Origin of the sequence: Paenibacillus sp. alder61 (assembly GCF_020179875.1) — a bacterium.
In the GTDB taxonomy this organism is placed as follows: domain Bacteria; phylum Bacillota; class Bacilli; order Paenibacillales; family Paenibacillaceae; genus Fontibacillus; species Fontibacillus faecis.
Genome location: NZ_JAIUDG010000032.1, coordinates 1 through 16488 on the forward strand (window position 1 = coordinate 1; position 16488 = coordinate 16488).

A 16488-nucleotide genomic window follows, 5' to 3' on the forward strand; every position below is an offset into this window, starting at 1 on the left:
GGTATCTTTGTATTCAAGGAGACCTCCTTTCGTATGTATCTGTACAATTCTACGATAACTGGGGTCTCCTTTTTTTGTAAATTATTCTTCTTACTTGTTATGTCATTTTTTTTGCAAGATTGCTGCATTTTAGGGCCCTATTTTAGGAAAAAGCGGGTCAAAACCTGATTATCGGCCCCTGAAGCAGGAAATAAGACCTTTTTTTACCGCTATTTTCTCAGTGGAGGCGAATCGGGCCGGAATAACGGCCCAAAATGCCGATATTGCAACGACAGCTAGGCTCTAATTCCTGCATTTCTGCATGTTTTTTTCTTGTTCGGAACAAAAATTCGAAAATTCCTGCAAATCTGCAGGAATTTTCGACAAAACGGGCTCGTTTCTCTAAAATCGCTAGAAATGCCTGCAGATTTGCATCTTTTTTCTCATTCCCTCGTCGATCGGGCCTAAATACCTGCAGATTTGCATCTTTTTGGAGTTGGAAGGGTTGAAAGTGCGCTAGGCACTTTACTCCCCTGATGGCATAGTCACCCCCATGACCCAGATCCTCCCCGGAGCGATCTTATTCATGTACCTCCGCATGACTCAGATCCTCCCCGGAGGATCTTTTTCGCATGTCATCATATTAATAAGAAAAACGTTTACATCCTGATTATACCGGGCAATAAGCCGATAAATAAATATCCGCATGTTGAATCTTCATGGCATAATGTAATTACACTTCAAGAACAGGAGCGTACAAATCATGACGACGCAATACGAGATAACTTACTGCTACCACGGCAAGCAGCACTGTGAGCGCGGATATTGCTGGGGCCCGGGCATCAAAGAGCAGTACAAGCTGCTGTTCATCCATGAGGGGAAGGGCCGGTACGACTTTAACGGTCACACCTACGAACTCGCAAAAGGAGCGGGATTTGCCGTTTATCCCGGGCAGATCTGCTGCATGCGGGCGGACGAAGCGGATCCTTGGGTTTATTCCTGGATCGCCTTCGAGGGGGAAGACGCGGAGACGATGCTCTCGGCTGCGGGATTATGCCGGGAGCGTCCCGTATTCGCCTGCTCCCGTCCCGCCTGGTTCGATACGTATTTGGACGAATTCGCGGCGGCCGCCGCCAGACCCGAGCCGATCTGCGGATTGGCCCTGCGCAGCGGGTTATACCGTTTTTTCGCCGACTGGTTGGGAGAAATGCTCTCGAGCGTCGGAAACGCCTCCCAACCGGCTTCCAAAACCCGCTATGTGGACCGGACGATCGAATATATCCGGATGAACTACTCCAATCCGGTCAGCATCACCGAGCTCGCCCGGATCATCGGGATCGACCGGGTTTACCTTTCCACCTTGTTCAAAGAAAGAATGAAGATATCGCCCCAGAAATATTTACTGCAATTTCGCATGAACAAAGCGAAGGAACTGCTGGAGTCGCTAAACCTGTCCATCGCCGATGTCGCTCGCTCCGTCGGCTACAGCGACCCGCTCCTCTTTTCAAAAATGTTTAAGCGTGTAACCGGCTTATCTCCGTCCCGGTATCGGGATGCCATGCTAGGCGTGACTCACGGGAACATTCCCGCAAATGCAAAGGAAGCCGGACGTTAGCGCCCGACTTCCTGATTCTTTCACATCTTTAGTTTTCTCCGTACACCTCAAACTCGTACAGCGAATAGCCATACGGCGTCCCCCGCTGGATTCCATACATTCTTACATACCTGGCGTTTTGCGGAGTGAAGGTAATCTCGTCCTCCCCTCCATCCCCATTAGAGATCGTAGCCGCATCGGTCCAATGAACCGGTGTTCCGCCGGCATCGGAAGATACCTGAATTTTAAATTGGATAGCGTAAGCGTCCTCCCATTTCAACTTTACGCCGGAAACGGAGCGGGTGCTGCCCAAGTCCACATAGATCCATTCGGGATCCGTCCCTTCGTTGCTGGCCCAGCGGGAAACCAGATTGCCGTCGAACGCTTTGCCCGCTTCAAATCCCGTTCCCTCGATCGAACTGGCGAACGCGGGTTTGTTCAGCGCCAGGTTCTCGACCGGCTCCGGGGCTTGCCCTGACGGAATCCACCAGTTGCCGGACAAATAAAGCATGCACAGCAGATTATAAGTGTCGCTGAAGTAATCCTCTTTCTTATTCTTCATCCAATCCCAACCGGCATTTACCCAGGTTTGATGCGCCCCGTTCGCCGTTCCCGCGGCGATCAGCGGAGAGACAAACACGGCGGTCGCATAGTCGCCGATCGGCGTCCCGTCCATCTTGTACCCGTTCTTCACATTGGCCGGCTTATTGCCGCTCTTGGACTTGATCCAGTTGGCCAGCTTGTCCGCCACGGCCTTCCCTCTGGGATCTCCGTAGAAAGCGTAGTCCATCACAATCCGAAGCGGAAAACGGCTCGCATTATAGTAATATTGGTTCGTTTCTTTAAATTCATCCAAGTAATATTCCGGAGCCGGTTTGGGCGGATCTTCGACGACAAAATCGGAAATCAGGCCGGTTGCGGAGGAATACCGCGAGCTGAATTGATTGTAAACCTGATAAAGATTATCGATCACTTCGATCCAAACCGGGTCTCCGGTAACCTCGTGAAAAGCCCGGAAATGGCTCAGCATCCAATCCGACGGCCGGGTATTCAAGGCGTTCTTACTATCCCAATCCCCAAGATTGACCCGGCGCTGGTTCGTTACGTAGCTCGCTTTAATTCCTTCGTTGATCATTTTCCGCGCTTCGTTCAAATAATGGATCTCACCGTCCGATCCCCATTGATAATGGGCCAGGATCAACGAATAAGCGATATCCAGGTCCCCATCCGTGGCGGAACCGAAATGGCCTTGAGCCCGAACGTCATCGGCTACGATCCAACCCATCAGGTTGGGATTTCCCGAGCTCTTGTAAGCGCGTGCAGTTTTGAATAGTCCATTGTAGATCGTTTGAGCCTCCGGATCGTGTCCGGCCATCAGGGCGGCGATGATCATCCCGTAGCCTTGGCCTTCGGACGAGCCTAACGCCTTAAATCCGTCGGGATCGCCGGTTATATTGCCTTTGACGTAAAACCCTCCGGGCAATGATTTCAAATCATGCTTCAAATACTTGGACTTCCAGTAATCATAGTAAGCGGAAACGGATCGATTCATGTCGCTCTGCGTGACGTGGGCGGGTTTTATGATGCCGGGGTAATCCACTTGCTGGGGAAACGGCCGGTTAGGCGCGGCAGCTTGGGCGTCATTCTCGGATAAAAAAGAAACCGTTGGCACAAGCAGCACCACCATCAACAAAATTTTCATCCACTTCCATTGCCTCTTGCCGTGTCTCGTACCATTTGTCCTTGACCTTACCATGATCATTCCTCCTTAAGTGTTCATAATAGAAACTGCAGGGCGGAATTCTGTGTTAACAAGGATGTCCTACAAAGGTATTATATACCATTTTTACCGAAAGTTAAAGCGCTTTTATCTTGAATCGAAAAGATGTTTGTAAATAGTCGGAACGGGTAACTATAAATAAGGAGTCACCCCAGAAACCGACACCTAAAGGAGGATTTGACCATGCCTAATCAGGAGAATAACCGATATCACGATGAATCCGAACTTCGCAATAAGCCGCATCAAGGAGATTCTATGGCAGAAAAGAAGAAGATGGAAAACGGTGTGGATATCGAACCGGAAGCCGATGAATGGGTTGCCAAGCCGGTAGCCTTTACCGATTCCAAGTCCGCAAAAGAATAAGCTCGCTTTGGCCAGGCCGTCTCGGAAGATCCTTCCGGGGCGGTTTTTTCGTTGCAAACTCGGATGACTCATAAAGGTTTAAAGCGCCTTCGGATCGAATACTTCTAGAATATGCGAATTTAATCCGAAAGGGGAGCTTTAGATGGGCGTCTTTCAGGAAAATCTGCTGCAAGGCAAAGTCGTCTTGGTGACCGGGGGCGGAACCGGGCTTGGATTGGAGATGGGGAACCGGTTTTTGGAACTGGGGGCAAGGCTGGCCATTTGCGGCCGACGGGAAGAAGTCCTGCGCCAGGCAGCCGAGGAGCTTGAAGCCCGAAACGGCAGCCCCGTTTTCTATAAGACATGCGATGTAAGGGAGCCGGATCAGGTTAGAGAACTGGTGGAAGCGGTGGAAACCCGTTACGGTGGCATCGATGTGCTCGTGAACAATGCGGCGGGCAACTTCATCAGTCCCACGGAGCGCCTGTCCCCCAGGGCGGTCGACGCCGTGCTGGGCATCGTCCTGCACGGGACTTTTTACACGGCGCTGGAAGTCGGCAAGCGCTGGATCGGGCAACGACGCCAAGGCGTGATGCTGAACATCGTCACGACCTACGCCATGACGGGCTCCGCTTATGTGGTCCCGTCCGCTGCGGCTAAAGCCGGCGTCCTCGCCCTGACCCGCTCCCTCGCGGTCGAGTGGGCGCCCTACGGCATTCGCCAGGTCGCCATCGCTCCCGGGGTCTTCCCTACGGAAGGCGCGGGCTCCCGCCTCTCCCCGACCCCCGAGCTGGAGGCCAAAATGAGGGCGCGCCTGCCTCTCGGCCGAACCGGTTCGCCCGGCGAATTGGCGGATCTCGCCGCTTTCCTGGTTTCCGACGCCGCTTCTTACATCAATGGCGAAGTTATCGCCATCGACGGCGGCGAATGGTTGAGGGGAGCGGGCCAGTTCAACGACCTCGCCGAGCTGTCCAAAGAAGAGTGGGACCGCCTCACGGAACTCACCCGAAAAGGCAAATAACTAACCCGACTAGGCGGCGTTATTTCTGCATTCTTTTTTTCCGCCGCAGCAGCATGACGCTAAGCAGAACAAGCGGCATCCCGAACTGAAAATAGGGGTCCACCCGGTTTACGACCACGTCGATGCCGAGCCAAAGATGGTGCGAAAAGTTCGGGGAGGCAAAGGATGCGGCAAAAATCAGCAGCCCGGTCGGGATCACCCATTTCCGGTATCCGATTTTTGTAATTTGAGCAAGTCCTGTAACGGCTCCGATATAGAACATGAGAATTTTAACCCCCAACCCGACAAACAGGACGATGACAAACAGCACGTCCATTCGTTCAAAAACCTCCGCAGCTTCGATTAATTGCACGACTTGAAGCAGCGGAAACATAATTACTTTTGTCAATGCCGGCCCCATCACCAAAATATTGATTTGATTGATGATCGTCAACCCGATCGCGGTGCAGATATACGAGATCATCATGGCTTTTCCCAAGCTTTTACCTTTCTTTACCAACGGGAAGAAGACGAGGAACAGCAAGCTCTGCCCGAACGGAAACGAGACCGTTTCAGGTAAAGCCGCCGAAATAACCGGTCCTAACCCGTTCTCGAGAACGGGCTGCATAAATTCAAGATGAACCATTCCTTTTCCTATGATCATAAAGATCAGCAGCAGATAGCTTAAAATTACGGTAGGCAGCAGAGCGAGACAAACTAAAAATACAATATGGGGCCCGTAACGGACACTGTTGCCCACGACGAGAATTCCGATTAACATGAGGACCGCCAACGGAGTCCGATTCAACAGCGCAAATGCGGCAAGCTCTCCTAGGTCGCGTAAGTTCCGGGAGGACTCGTAGGCAAAGTAGAACACCAACATGAAACCGACGCCCTTACCAATCCACTTTCCCAAAAAGTGGATGCACAGTTCGTAAAGGCTTCGATTCGGATTCATCTTGTGGATCCAGAGATACAAAAGAAGCAGCATAAAGCCGACGGCGGACCCGATCAGCATGGAGAGCCAGGCATCCTGGCCGGCATCCGCAGCCATCTGAAACAGGGTGGTGCTGCCGATTTCAAAGAGGATAAAACAGGCGATCAATTCGGCTAATCTGCTCTCTTCGTTCATCCTACTCCCCCCTCTTCCACCTTGTTATCTGTCCTGCTCTCCGGTCTCTTTTTGAAGCTGCTCGAACGATTTTTTGATGAGTCCCGGTCGCTGTACGGAAACATGGACTTCCGTATCCAGTTCGATGTGAGCCAATTCGTCTTCCCAGGTAGCCTTGATCTCTCTCCATGTTTTCGGGTATTTACGATGTACTTTATCGGCGAATCCCGGCAGATCGACACGCATCCGTTTGCTTGCTTTCCACCCGGCCTGTATAATTGCGAGAATGTCTTCTTCCAGCGTTTTTTCGATCTTGCGGATCACTTCCGGTTTGGTCAAATCGCCATTGCATTGGAACTCCAGTAAATCTCCTTTGGCTTTTACCTTGATCTTCATTTTGAAATGCTCCCCGGACTTGATCGGCGTGACGGTTGTTTTCGCGTTGGTGATCCGGAATGATGACTGCTTTTTTTCCTGACTCCCTTCAGAACAACCAAATGCCAATGTACTCCCTTTGACGTGATCGGATAGCCAGGAAATGCCGAAGCTCTCCTCCCGGTTCATCCAGCCTACGAAACGATCGCGGTGAAACACACCCAGCCGGGTGAGTTTTAACGTACCCGGTGAAGATGTCGTCTGCTCCAACGATTCCATCCCGCTTTGTCCTTTGCCGGTGAATTCTAACACGGGGACGCCCGCCGCCCCCGCGTCCGAAAGTACCTTTTGGGCGAGCTCATATACTTTGACTTTAGGAAAAATGGAGGAAAAGTTGCTTTCTTTTTGAATAATTTCGGCCAAGGCCGTACCCGGCATCGTTTCGGAAGGTACGACTTTAGTTAAAATATCGCGGGCTTTACCGTCCGTCAGGGCGACCAATACCGTCTCCCGCGCATCATTGTTCCGAAAGTAGAGTCCCAAAATCTCACTGATGCCGAATTCGGCCGCTTCTCGTCCAATCACCAAAAGATCCGTATGGGCGAAATACAGTCTGCGCGGATTTTCCACATATCCCAAATCCGCCGCCTCCCTAATTGAAGAGCCTACGGTCGTAAATACATGGACGCTGGGCTTTCCTCCCCCACCTCCACCGCCGCTCCCGCTCTGAGCGGTTCCCATCGCCGACGGCACGGCGATCTGATACGACATCGACCATTTCCCGTTCTCCCGGTCGAATCCGGTGGCAACCGTGATCCCCAGTTCGTTCAGTTCCGTCCGGTTCCAACATCCGGTTACAAACAAGGATAACAGCACCAATAGGCAACAAGTTCGGATCCTGCGCATCTGAGGTTCTCCTTATTTTGAATTCTTGCTTTGCTTTTTGGAGGCTTGGCGGTCCCGATTATCCGAGCTAATGTAGGACGGACGCGTTTTAAGCAGCGGCCAAGGCGCCCGGATCAACACATCCTTCAGATTTGTAAAGCTTAACGGAGCAAGGGGCAGGAAATAGGGAACTCCAAACGATTTCAGCGAAACCATGTGTATCAATAAGGGAATCCCGCCCGCCAGAATTCCGTACAGTCCGAAAGTGCCGGCAAGCAGCATCAGCGCGAAGCGGACGAGCCGGACCGCCGCGGACATACTGAAGTAAGGGATCACAAAATTCGAGATCGCCGTAAAGGAAACGATAATAACCATCGCGGCGGACACGAGCCCCGCCTGTACGGCGGCCTGCCCTAATACGAGCGCGCCGACAATGGAAATGGCCGGCCCGACCACCCTAGGCATGCGTACGCCGGCTTCGCGGATGACTTCGAAAGTCAGCTCCATCAGCAAAGCTTCAAGCAAGGCCGGCAGCGGCGTTCCCTCCCGCTGGGCGGCGAGACTGATCAGCAGCGTGGTCGGAATCATTTCCTGCTGAAATGTCGTCACCGCGATATAGAGCGAGGGCAGCAGCAAAGCCACCAAGAAGGAAAAAAGCCGGATCAGACGGAGAAAGCTGGAAATATCATAACGCTGGTAGTAGTCCTCACTCGCAAGAAAGAACTTGAAGAAAGTCACGGGAGCAACCAACACAAATGGACTGCCGTCCACCAGAATGGCGACCTGACCGTCCAGAAGATTTCCCGCGACGGCATCCGGACGCTCCGTGTTAATAAGCGTCGGAAAAGGCGTAGCCGTCGTGTCTTGGATATACTCCTCGATATACCCGCTTTCCAGGATACTATCCACATCAATACGATCGAGCCGGGTCAACACTTCTTTTACGACTTCATCTTTAGCGATCCCATTGATATAAGCCACCGAGACCCGCGTTTTCGTCACGCGTCCGATCGTGCGGTCTTCAAATCTTAACTCCGGGGATCGGATTTTTCGCCGGATCAGCGCAATGTTGGTTGCGACGTCCTCCGTAAATCCCTCCTTGGGGCCACGGATCACCGTTTGCGAAGAAGGTTCCTCTACGGATCTCCTCCTTCCCCCTGGAAGTGAAACGATCGCCGCGCTCGGAATTCCGTCGATCAACATGACCGTTGAACCGTCAAGGACGGCCTGAATCAAGTTATCGATGTTGCCCGACTTTCTCAAATCACCTGGGATGATATCCACGATGGAGGAAGGGGAAGGTTTCCCTTGATTTTCCCCCAGTAAAAAATCGTTGACGGTGGCTATCATTTTATTGATGCTCTTCAGGTCCACCAGCCCGTTGAAATAACAAATCGCCGCGACGGGAGAGCTTTCTCCGGGCAAGATGATCTCCCGGGCTTTAAAATCGGAGCTTTTGCCCAGGCGGTTCCGGAAGATCTCAACGCTTTGCGATAGATCCGAAGGAAGGTTTTCGTTGGAATCCTGGTTTCCTTTACCCACCATTACCCCTTACCCTTTCCGCATTTGTCGTATTTTGTAATATACCCCACTCTTTCGACGGTATTCTTCAAAAGCCAAGCGCTATTAATGTTATAATCAGATGGAAACAACACAAGTCAAAGGGAGAGAATGATCCGTGATTGAAATGCGCAAAGGCGACAGTTTGAATTACTCCAATCAGATTCCGGGCTGGGCGAAGATCGCACATCTCGTGATTTTCTTCTTTCTGGCCCTGTTGAGTCTCGGCGGCTTCGGATTAGGCGCTTATCTGCTTTGGACGGGGTTGTGGGGCGGCGCGCTGCTGTCCCTGGTTACCGGCGCCGTTATCTCCTGGGCGGCCTGGTTCACATGGAAGAACAGCAAATTATATACCGATCACCGGTTTGAAACGGGGCTGAATGACGAGGGATTCTTCAGCTATTACAAGGATCTGAAACAAGGAACGGAAAGGAAGCATCTGATTCCCTACGGCAGCATGAGAGAGGTTTTGATTGCCCGAAAAACACGCTATCTCCCCACCGGCGGGAACAGGCCGGGATCCTACCGTATTGGCGCCCAGATGATCATCCAGTGGGAGGATAAGCGTGGGGAAACGGATTACGCTTTTTTCGGGATGGAGAACAAAGAGGAGGTAATTCAATGGGTCGGGCGATTTTTGAGCCAGGGGGTGACCGTGATGACTTCCACCGCAAATGTCTCCCTGGCCGCTCCTGCGGATTACCAAACCGGTTACGGGCAATTGGAGAAACAATCTTACGCGGGCGAAGCCGATTTGAATGACATCGGAACGATTACAAGAAAAGACCTCCCGGCTTGGCGCAGTCCGGAAATGGAACAGGCCCGGGAATTAAAGCGACAACAGCACGATAAGAAATGGTTTAAACCTTTATATTTGGTTCTTCTCATGGTCAACCTGCTGATCGCCGCCTTATGGATGCCGAATTGGGAGGTGGCCGAAGACGTATTCTCGGAAAATTCGCCATCGTTTACGTTCATCTTGATCAATACGGTCGCGCTCTTTATCTTCGGCAGGTATTGGAGAGCTACCCGGCGCTGGTTCCGCCCGCTTGTGGATACGCTGCTGATCTATGCCGTTCAGGCCTTGGGACTGGCCGTTTCAGGCCTGTTTCGGAAATCCACCGCTATGTATTACGAGGCGGCGTGGATCGACACGCTCACCGTAGGGGTGTTCATCTGCCTCAGCTTCGCCGCGGCCCAGCTCGCCGCCCGAGTACGAAAAGCCCGCCGAGCCAGGAACGAAAGGCATTCGGCGGGCGGGTAATCCATGCTCTGGATGATGATGGAATCAAGCTGACTTTTTACTTCTGGTGACCAGCATAAAGGCCAGAAACATCACAAGAAAAAGTACCATAAAACCGGCGGAATAACGATACATAACCGCATAATCGGTCGCGGAAGCAATCGCCCCGAGGATCAAGGCGCCAATGGCCACTCCAAAATCCGTGGAATTGTAGAACATACTGTTCGCCGTGCCGTACTGCTCGGGAGCCGAAGAGCGAAGCATCCAGGCTTGAATCGTCGGCTGAATGGCGCCGAAGCCCAAGCCGTAAAGGAGCGCCGACAGAATCAACAGCGGCATCGATCCCGCGTACGACAACACAGTCATGCTCGCCACGACCAGGATCGCGGCCGGTATCAGCACCGCCGCGGGGCCTCTGCGGTCAAACACGCGTCCCGAAACCGGCCGAATGACGATGATCGTCACCGCGTTAAACAGAAAGAACAATCCGACTTGAGCAAGGTGCCTGAAATCGCCGTATAGAGCGATAAAACTCAACAAACCGCTATAAGTAATCGATAACGTCACATTGAGCAGGGCCGGCAGCAGCAGTTCCGTGTTGAATTTGGCCGGCTTTCTTTCCCCTGCCTCCCCTCCGGGACTCGAGATCTGCGGGGCCGGGGGAATCGAGCGGGTCAGCAGCAAGATCGGCAGGATCAAAGCGACCGTGACCGTACCGGCCGCACTAAGCGTACCGAATCCGGCCTGCTTCATCACATTCAAACCGACCATCGGCCCGATCGACATCGCCAGGCTCGTGGACAGGCCGAAATAGCCGATCCCCTCCCCCATACGACGAAGAGGGATGATTTGCGAAACAAGGGTCGGTAAAATGGTACTGGCCATGCCGAACCCAACCCCGTAACCGGCGCGCATCAGCAGCAGGCTTTCGACCGACCCGGCCCATACATAGATCCCTGTCGTGACGGCGGCGATGATCAGACCGGCAAACAGCAGCGCGTTTCTGGACCATCTTTTTAACATCGCCGCCGTCAGGAAACGAGTAAGGATGGCCGAGAGCGCAAAAACGCTCGTGACCAGACTGACCTGCAAATCCCCGGCATGAAATTCATTTTTGACATAGGCTGGAAACGACGACAACAGCATTTGCAAATTCAAGAACAATAAAAAGGAGCATACCGTCAAGGATATGAACGATTTGCCCCATAGCCTGTCCCCGTGTAACTCTTGATTCAAGTTGATCTCTCCCACTCTATCTTGTCTAAGAAGTACCTTCGGCCTCGATCAGGCTGCCTACATGACGGTTAATCCGCAGGAGAAGTTCGAGCAATTGCCCGTATTCCTCCTCGGTCATACACGCCTTTACGTCCTCGGTGACTCCGGCCTCAATGGCGATCGTGTCCCGGATCAGCGCCTTGCCCCGTTCCGTGCTGAAGACGAGAAAGGAGCGGCGATCCTGTATTCCCGCCTTTTTGTGGACCAACCCCTTCGTCTCCAGATGATCGAGAATCCGGGTGGTGGTTGGCTTGTCTTTTCCCGTACGGCGGGCGATTTCCCGCTGAATCAGGCCTTCGGCACGGTCGATCTGAAACAGGACGGACCACTGTTCCGGCGTGATATCGTATTCCCGCAGCCTGCTTTGCAGGAGGCCAGCAATTTTCCGGTAAGTGACGCCCATAATAAAACCGATAGCCAGATGAGTATCCTGCGCTTCCATACAGAACGTCCTCTCTTAAATTAGTTGCTTAAACAACTATAACAAAAGCAACTAATTCCGTCAACGGCGAAGGTCAAAATCATCCCCCCCATCTGACGGGCGGTTTGCTCTAAGGCTATAAGCCTTTATTACCGGCTCGCGCCTAAAGGCGCTAGCTCTACTACGTTCAAGCTACTATGCCGTTGCCGCTTTGCCTACCCCTGCAGGGATCGATTATACTGGTACCCCGTCAGACAACCTCGACATAAAATTCCTGCATATGATGTGCATGTTTTTTTGTTTGGGGCCAAAAATTTCATAATTCCTGCAAATCTGCCACTGTCGTTGCATTAAACCTGACATAGTGTTGCCGACCCCGCAATCTCACTTGCCGCCCGTTAAAATAGCGGCGTTTTGGGCTGCTATTTCGCCCAAATTCGCTTTTTCGGGGAAAATAGCGGCTAAAAAGGGCTTTATTTCTCTGGTGCGAGTCCAAAAATCGGTTTTCGACCCGCTTTTCCTTAAAATAAGGCCCCAAAGGACCGCTATTTCTCGCCGAAGGGACGAATTCGACAAAATAGCGCCTCAAAAAGCCCTTATCACTCGCCCGGCTTCTAAGGGTGGCGAGATTACGGCCATTAGACCTTTCCCCTCGGGGAACGGCCTAAATTCCTGCAGATTGCATCTTTAGCGTTGGAAGCTTGGAAGCAAGCACACTAGGCGCCTCTTTGGATGTGACATATCACTTCGATTAGCCATTAAGCCACCTTTTCCTTTCGTTATACATCGTAGCTTGAACACTCCTTTGATAACGACCCCATCAGGTGTTTTTGCTATTAGCAGCACTATACCACCCACATAGCAGGTGTTTTCTTGTTTCGCACGCTTCGCGAGTTCAACTGGTTAAAGCCACAAATAAAAGACCCGTTCGGCATAAGACCGACGAGTCTAGTAGTGACGCTAAGTTACCCGAAACGTCCCCGTACCAAAGGCGCACAAGTCCCCATCCCTCGTATGAAGCGTTGCTTGGGCGGTAACCGATTTGCGCGAAACATGGATCGCCTCGGCCGTGACGGTAACCGGCCCCTGTCCGGACTCCGCCTTGGCCACATAGTTAAGATTGAGATTGGTCGTCACGACGCTCGCGCCCGGTTTCAAGATCATCGCCAGCAGCCCCATCGTCGAGTCCATCATCGCCGCGTGAACCCCGCCGTGCAGTATTCCGATCATGTTCAAGTGATGCGGCTGAATCTCGAGCGTAGCGACAACTTTCCGGTCATCCGCGGCTTCCAGCTTGCAGCCGAGCAGCTCCCATAAAGTGCCCTTAGCGGCTTTATCCCATATCTCCCAATCCGGATGCCGCCCTTCTGTATTCGTTTTCATAACATCACCCTCCTTTCCGCTCCATTTCATCGTCGCTCGGTCCTTGCAGCCTTGCGGCTTCTTCCTCGACCAATTTACGGCGGAGCACCTTTCCGGCCAGCGTCTTGGGAAGACTCTCCCGAAACTCGTAGATTTTGGGGACCTTGTAAGCCGCAAGCTTGCCTTTGCACCACAGCTTCAGCTCTTCCTCATCGGGAACGGCGCCGGCCCGCGGTACGATATAAGCCTTCACCGTTTCGCCGCGATAGGGATCATACACCCCCGCGACAATGGCTTCCTCCACGGCGGGATGCTCGAACAGCACTTCCTCCACTTCCCGGGGATAGATGTTATAGCCGCCGGCAATAATGAGGTCCTTCCTCCGGTCCAATATATAAAAGAACCCGTCCTCGTCCATCCTCCCCAAGTCCCCGGTCAAAAGCCAGCCGTCCTTCAGGCATTTATAGGTTTCCTCCGGCTGATTCCAGTACCCCTTCATCACTTGCGGGCCCTTCACGGCCAGTTCGCCGATCTCCCCGGGCGCCACTTCCGTTAACGTATCCGGCTCGACGATCTTGGCCTCCGTGTCGGGGAAAGGAATGCCGATGGAACCGTTCTTGCGCTTCTCCCAGATATTATTGGCATGCGTCACCGGCGAGGCCTCCGTTAATCCGTACCCTTCGATCAGTTTCCCGCCGGACAGCGACTCGAACCGGGACTGCACTTCAAGGGGCAGCGACGCCGCCCCGCTGATGCACACCCGGATCGAAGACAAATCGTATCGGCCGATGTCGGGGTGATGGATCATAGCCACGTACATCGTGGGCGCTCCGGGAAAAACCGTCGGTTTCTTTCGGTCGATCAACCGCAGCACCTGCCCGACTTCAAAGCGCGGGACAAGCAGGAGGGTACAGCCCAGCGAAATGGCCTGGTTAAGCAGAACGGTCATACCGAACACATGAAAAAAGGGGAGCGCCGCCATATACCGTTCGCGCCCAGCCCGGGAGCGGTAAAACCACAGCCGGGTTTGCAAGGTGTTGGCGACCAGGTTGCTGTGGGTCAGCATGACCCCCTTGGCATAACCGGTCGTTCCGCCCGTATACTGCAGGAGCGCCAAATCCTCGGCCGGCTTTAGCGGCACCTCGACAGGGTCGGGCGAGGATTGCCTTAACAAGGCCGTGAAGGAGAGCACCTTTTCACCGTATTCCACATCGGCTTTCATCCCTTCTTTGCGGGCCTTAAGCGGGTATAGCGCATTTTTGGGGAAAGGCAGGTAGTCCTGCAACCGGGTAACGATGATCTTCTCCAGCGGACGATCCCGCATGGACGATTTCACTCTGGAGACCAGAACGTCGAGCGTCACGATGAGACGCGCCCCCGAATCCGTGAGTTGATGCTCCAGTTCCCGGGGCATATACAGCGGATTGGTCATCACCACGATACCGCCCATCAGCAAGGTGCCGTAATAGGCGATAGCGGCTTGGGGGCAATTCGGGAGCATCACGGCCACCCGGTCCCCTTTGACGATCCCGAGGCGCAGCAGCGCCCGGGCAAAGCGGTAACTCTGTTCCAGCAGACGGGCGTAAGTCGTTTTTTTACCGAAAAAATCAAGCGCGCATCCTTTCGGATTCGCTTCGGCGGATTGCACAAGAAATTGGGCCAAATTTTGCTCAGGATAAGCGTAGGTCGGTGGTACTTCGGCGGGATAATGTCTTAACCAGGGCTTGTCGAACAACATCGCCTTCCCTCCCGTAGATCAGCTTCCTTCTATACCACATATTTCTCCGCGCGGACGACCTGCTCGGCGATGGACCGTTTTAAATGCAGCAGATCCACGGCCGGCTGCTTCGCCAGTTTTTTGAGGATGGACAACTGGGTTCGCAAGGTGTCCCCGCTTTCCATCGCCGACAGCACCTCCCTCGCACCGCTTGCGATCAGGCCAAACTGGTCGTGAACGAAGGCGGTTGTCATTTGGATGGCCAGCCGCGCCTTATCCTCTCCGGACCGGTCGATCATTTTCCGGGTTCGGAAGAGAGCGCTTTCCATCGCGTAGATCGCAATCATCATATCCGCCAGATGCGCCAGAATTTCCTGCTCCTGATCCAGTTTCGTCTGGTATTTCTGGACCGCTTGGGCTCCGGCCATCAGGAAGATTTTTTTCGCCATGGCCAGCAGATGCGTTTCCTGTTCCAGCGTTCCTTCAAAGGACCTGGCGGGCAGCGGCTCCATCAGTTCGGCCTGCAGTTTCAGAGCCTTTTCCATCAGCGGAAGCTCCCCTTTCATCGCCCGTTTGATCAGGGCCCCGGGGATCAGCAGACGATTGATCTCATTCGTCCCTTCGAAGATCCGGTTGATCCTGGAATCGCGGTAGATCCGCTCGATGCGGTATTCCCGGGTAAACCCGTATCCCCCATGGATTTGAACGCCTTCGTCCGCCACGAAATCCAGCGCTTCCGAAGCGAACACTTTATTGATCGAGCACTCGAGCTGATATTCCGCGATCGCTTTGGCCGATTGGTATCCGACGTCCGGGCTTTCATAATTCACCTCGGCCAGCCCGATATCGAACAGCCCGGCGGTCCGATAGACCATGCTCTCCATGACGAAGGTGCGGATATTCATCTCGGCCAGCTTTCTTCCGACGAGCGGGAATGAAGAGAGACTCCGGCCGAACTGGGTCCGTTCATTAGCATATGCGGCGCTAAGCTCGATGGCGTCCTTCGCCGTGCCCACGCAGCCCGCCGCCAGCTTAAAGCGGCCGATGTTCAGGATGTTGAAGGCGATCAAATGACCTTTGCCGACCTCCCACAGCAGGTTCTCCGCAGGCACTTTGACATCCTCCAGAATCAGCGGGCACGTGGACGAACCCTTGATGCCCATTTTCTTTTCCTCCGGTCCGACGCTGACGCCTTCCATCTCCCGCTCGACGATGAACGTGCTGAAGTCTTTCCCGTCCACTTTGGCATAAACGATAAAGATATCGGCAAATCCCGCGTTCGTAATGAACTGCTTCGTTCCGTTCAGCACGTAATGGGTGCCGTCTTCCGCCAGCTTCGCCGTCGCTTTGGCCCCGAGCGCATCCGAGCCGGAAGAGGGCTCGGTCAGGCAGTAGGCGGCGATTTTGGCGCCGCTGGCTAGCTCCGGCAAGTATTTCCGTTTCTGGGCCTCCGTCCCGAAATATACGATCGGCAGCGTGCCGATCCCGACATGGGCGCCGAAGGATAACGCAAACGAGGAGGCTTTGGTCAGCTTCTCGTTGATCAGCGTGGTGCTGACCTTATCCAATCCGAGCCCGCCATAGGCCTCGGGAACATCGGCGCCGAGCAGCCCCAAATCCCCGGCCTTGCGGAGCAGTTCGACCGTCAGCCCATAGTCGAGATTCTCGATCGCCTCGTCCCTGGGAACGATCTCCCCCTCGACGAACTGCACCGTCGTATCCGCAATCATGCGCTGCTCCTCGGTAAAATCCTCGGGAACGACAACGCTTCGGTAATCGCCGTCTTCAATGACAAAGCTTCCGCCCAGCACCTTGCTCATCGTCTCATGATTCATCATGATCCT

General features: G+C 53.5%; 13 protein-coding genes and 1 pseudogene. 4 read left to right on the forward strand and 10 right to left on the reverse strand.

The genetic code is table 11. From position 1 onward, the window contains the following. The first annotated feature begins 742 nt into the window (after window positions 1-742). Entirely contained in the window at window positions 743-1594 is an 852-nt protein-coding gene (locus LBW89_RS25115; RefSeq protein ID WP_148449561.1) for an AraC family transcriptional regulator, read from the forward strand. Window positions 1595-1622: 28 nt separating this feature from the next. On the opposite strand, the gene LBW89_RS25120 is transcribed toward LBW89_RS25115, so the two are convergent. Further along, a complete protein-coding gene (locus tag LBW89_RS25120) occupies window positions 1623-2075 on the reverse strand; it encodes a discoidin domain-containing protein (RefSeq protein WP_225040749.1) in 453 nt (150 codons plus the stop codon). Continuing rightward, window positions 2052-3194, reverse strand: a pseudogene (locus LBW89_RS25125) (glycosyl hydrolase family 8); the annotation flags it as partial. The pseudogene LBW89_RS25125 and the gene LBW89_RS25120, both read right to left, overlap by 24 nt. Window positions 3195-3536: 342 nt before the next feature. Here LBW89_RS25125 and LBW89_RS25130 point away from each other — a divergent pair. Further along, complete coding sequence (locus LBW89_RS25130; protein WP_148449563.1) at window positions 3537-3716, forward strand: hypothetical protein; 180 nt, start codon at window positions 3537-3539, stop codon at window positions 3714-3716. Window positions 3717-3858: 142 nt separating this feature from the next. Then, window positions 3859-4716, forward strand: coding sequence for an SDR family oxidoreductase (locus LBW89_RS25135; RefSeq protein WP_148449564.1), 858 nt, complete (start codon window positions 3859-3861; stop codon window positions 4714-4716). 19 nt (window positions 4717-4735) lie between these two features. On the opposite strand, the gene LBW89_RS25140 is transcribed toward LBW89_RS25135, so the two are convergent. From LBW89_RS25140 to LBW89_RS25150, 3 genes are read right to left on the reverse strand one after another with little or no spacing between them, the layout of a single operon-like run. Further along, window positions 4736-5827: a GerAB/ArcD/ProY family transporter gene (locus LBW89_RS25140; RefSeq protein WP_170286982.1), complete on the reverse strand. Its 1092-nt coding sequence runs from the start codon at window positions 5825-5827 to the stop codon at window positions 4736-4738. Window positions 5828-5851: 24 nt separating this feature from the next. Beyond that, a complete protein-coding gene (locus LBW89_RS25145) occupies window positions 5852-7087 on the reverse strand; it encodes a Ger(x)C family spore germination protein (protein ID WP_148449565.1) in 1236 nt (411 codons plus the stop codon). Window positions 7088-7099: 12 nt separating this feature from the next. Beyond that, window positions 7100-8611, reverse strand: coding sequence for a spore germination protein (locus LBW89_RS25150; RefSeq protein ID WP_148449566.1), 1512 nt, complete (start codon window positions 8609-8611; stop codon window positions 7100-7102). 133 nt (window positions 8612-8744) lie between these two features. Between LBW89_RS25150 and LBW89_RS25155 the strand changes: the two genes are divergently transcribed. Further along, a complete protein-coding gene (locus LBW89_RS25155) occupies window positions 8745-9890 on the forward strand; it encodes a hypothetical protein (protein WP_148449567.1) in 1146 nt (381 codons plus the stop codon). 24 nt (window positions 9891-9914) lie between these two features. On the opposite strand, the gene LBW89_RS25160 is transcribed toward LBW89_RS25155, so the two are convergent. The 5 genes from LBW89_RS25160 to LBW89_RS25180 form a co-directional block, all read right to left on the reverse strand. Further along, complete coding sequence (locus tag LBW89_RS25160; protein ID WP_263639314.1) at window positions 9915-11105, reverse strand: MFS transporter; 1191 nt, start codon at window positions 11103-11105, stop codon at window positions 9915-9917. A 25-nt stretch (window positions 11106-11130) separates the two neighbouring features. After that, on the reverse strand, window positions 11131-11586 hold the full coding sequence (locus LBW89_RS25165; RefSeq protein ID WP_148449568.1) for a MarR family winged helix-turn-helix transcriptional regulator: 456 nt from the start codon (window positions 11584-11586) through the stop codon (window positions 11131-11133). A 939-nt stretch (window positions 11587-12525) separates the two neighbouring features. Continuing rightward, complete coding sequence (locus tag LBW89_RS25170) at window positions 12526-12948, reverse strand: PaaI family thioesterase (protein ID WP_148449569.1); 423 nt, start codon at window positions 12946-12948, stop codon at window positions 12526-12528. 4 nt (window positions 12949-12952) lie between these two features. Further along, a complete protein-coding gene (locus LBW89_RS25175; protein ID WP_276508680.1) occupies window positions 12953-14662 on the reverse strand; it encodes a long-chain-fatty-acid--CoA ligase in 1710 nt (569 codons plus the stop codon). Window positions 14663-14694: 32 nt separating this feature from the next. Further along, a complete protein-coding gene (locus LBW89_RS25180) occupies window positions 14695-16479 on the reverse strand; it encodes an acyl-CoA dehydrogenase family protein (protein ID WP_148451129.1) in 1785 nt (594 codons plus the stop codon). Window positions 16480-16488: the final 9 nt, after the last annotated feature.

What these genes read in the sequence shown, in the direction of transcription:
- LBW89_RS25140 (WP_170286982.1), bottom strand. Translation starts at nt 5,827, where the DNA reads ATGAACGAAGAGAGCAGATTAGCCGAATTGATCGCCTGTTTTATCCTC.
- LBW89_RS25180 (WP_148451129.1), bottom strand. Translation starts at nt 16,479, where the DNA reads ATGAATCATGAGACGATGAGCAAGGTGCTGGGCGGAAGCTTTGTCATT.
- LBW89_RS25115 (WP_148449561.1), top strand. Translation starts at nt 743, where the DNA reads ATGACGACGCAATACGAGATAACTTACTGCTACCACGGCAAGCAGCAC.
- LBW89_RS25170 (WP_148449569.1), bottom strand. Translation starts at nt 12,948, where the DNA reads ATGAAAACGAATACAGAAGGGCGGCATCCGGATTGGGAGATATGGGAT.
- LBW89_RS25150 (WP_148449566.1), bottom strand. Translation starts at nt 8,611, where the DNA reads ATGGTGGGTAAAGGAAACCAGGATTCCAACGAAAACCTTCCTTCGGAT.
- LBW89_RS25135 (WP_148449564.1), top strand. Translation starts at nt 3,859, where the DNA reads ATGGGCGTCTTTCAGGAAAATCTGCTGCAAGGCAAAGTCGTCTTGGTG.
- LBW89_RS25165 (WP_148449568.1), bottom strand. Translation starts at nt 11,586, where the DNA reads ATGGAAGCGCAGGATACTCATCTGGCTATCGGTTTTATTATGGGCGTC.
- LBW89_RS25145 (WP_148449565.1), bottom strand. Translation starts at nt 7,087, where the DNA reads ATGCGCAGGATCCGAACTTGTTGCCTATTGGTGCTGTTATCCTTGTTT.
- LBW89_RS25130 (WP_148449563.1), top strand. Translation starts at nt 3,537, where the DNA reads ATGCCTAATCAGGAGAATAACCGATATCACGATGAATCCGAACTTCGC.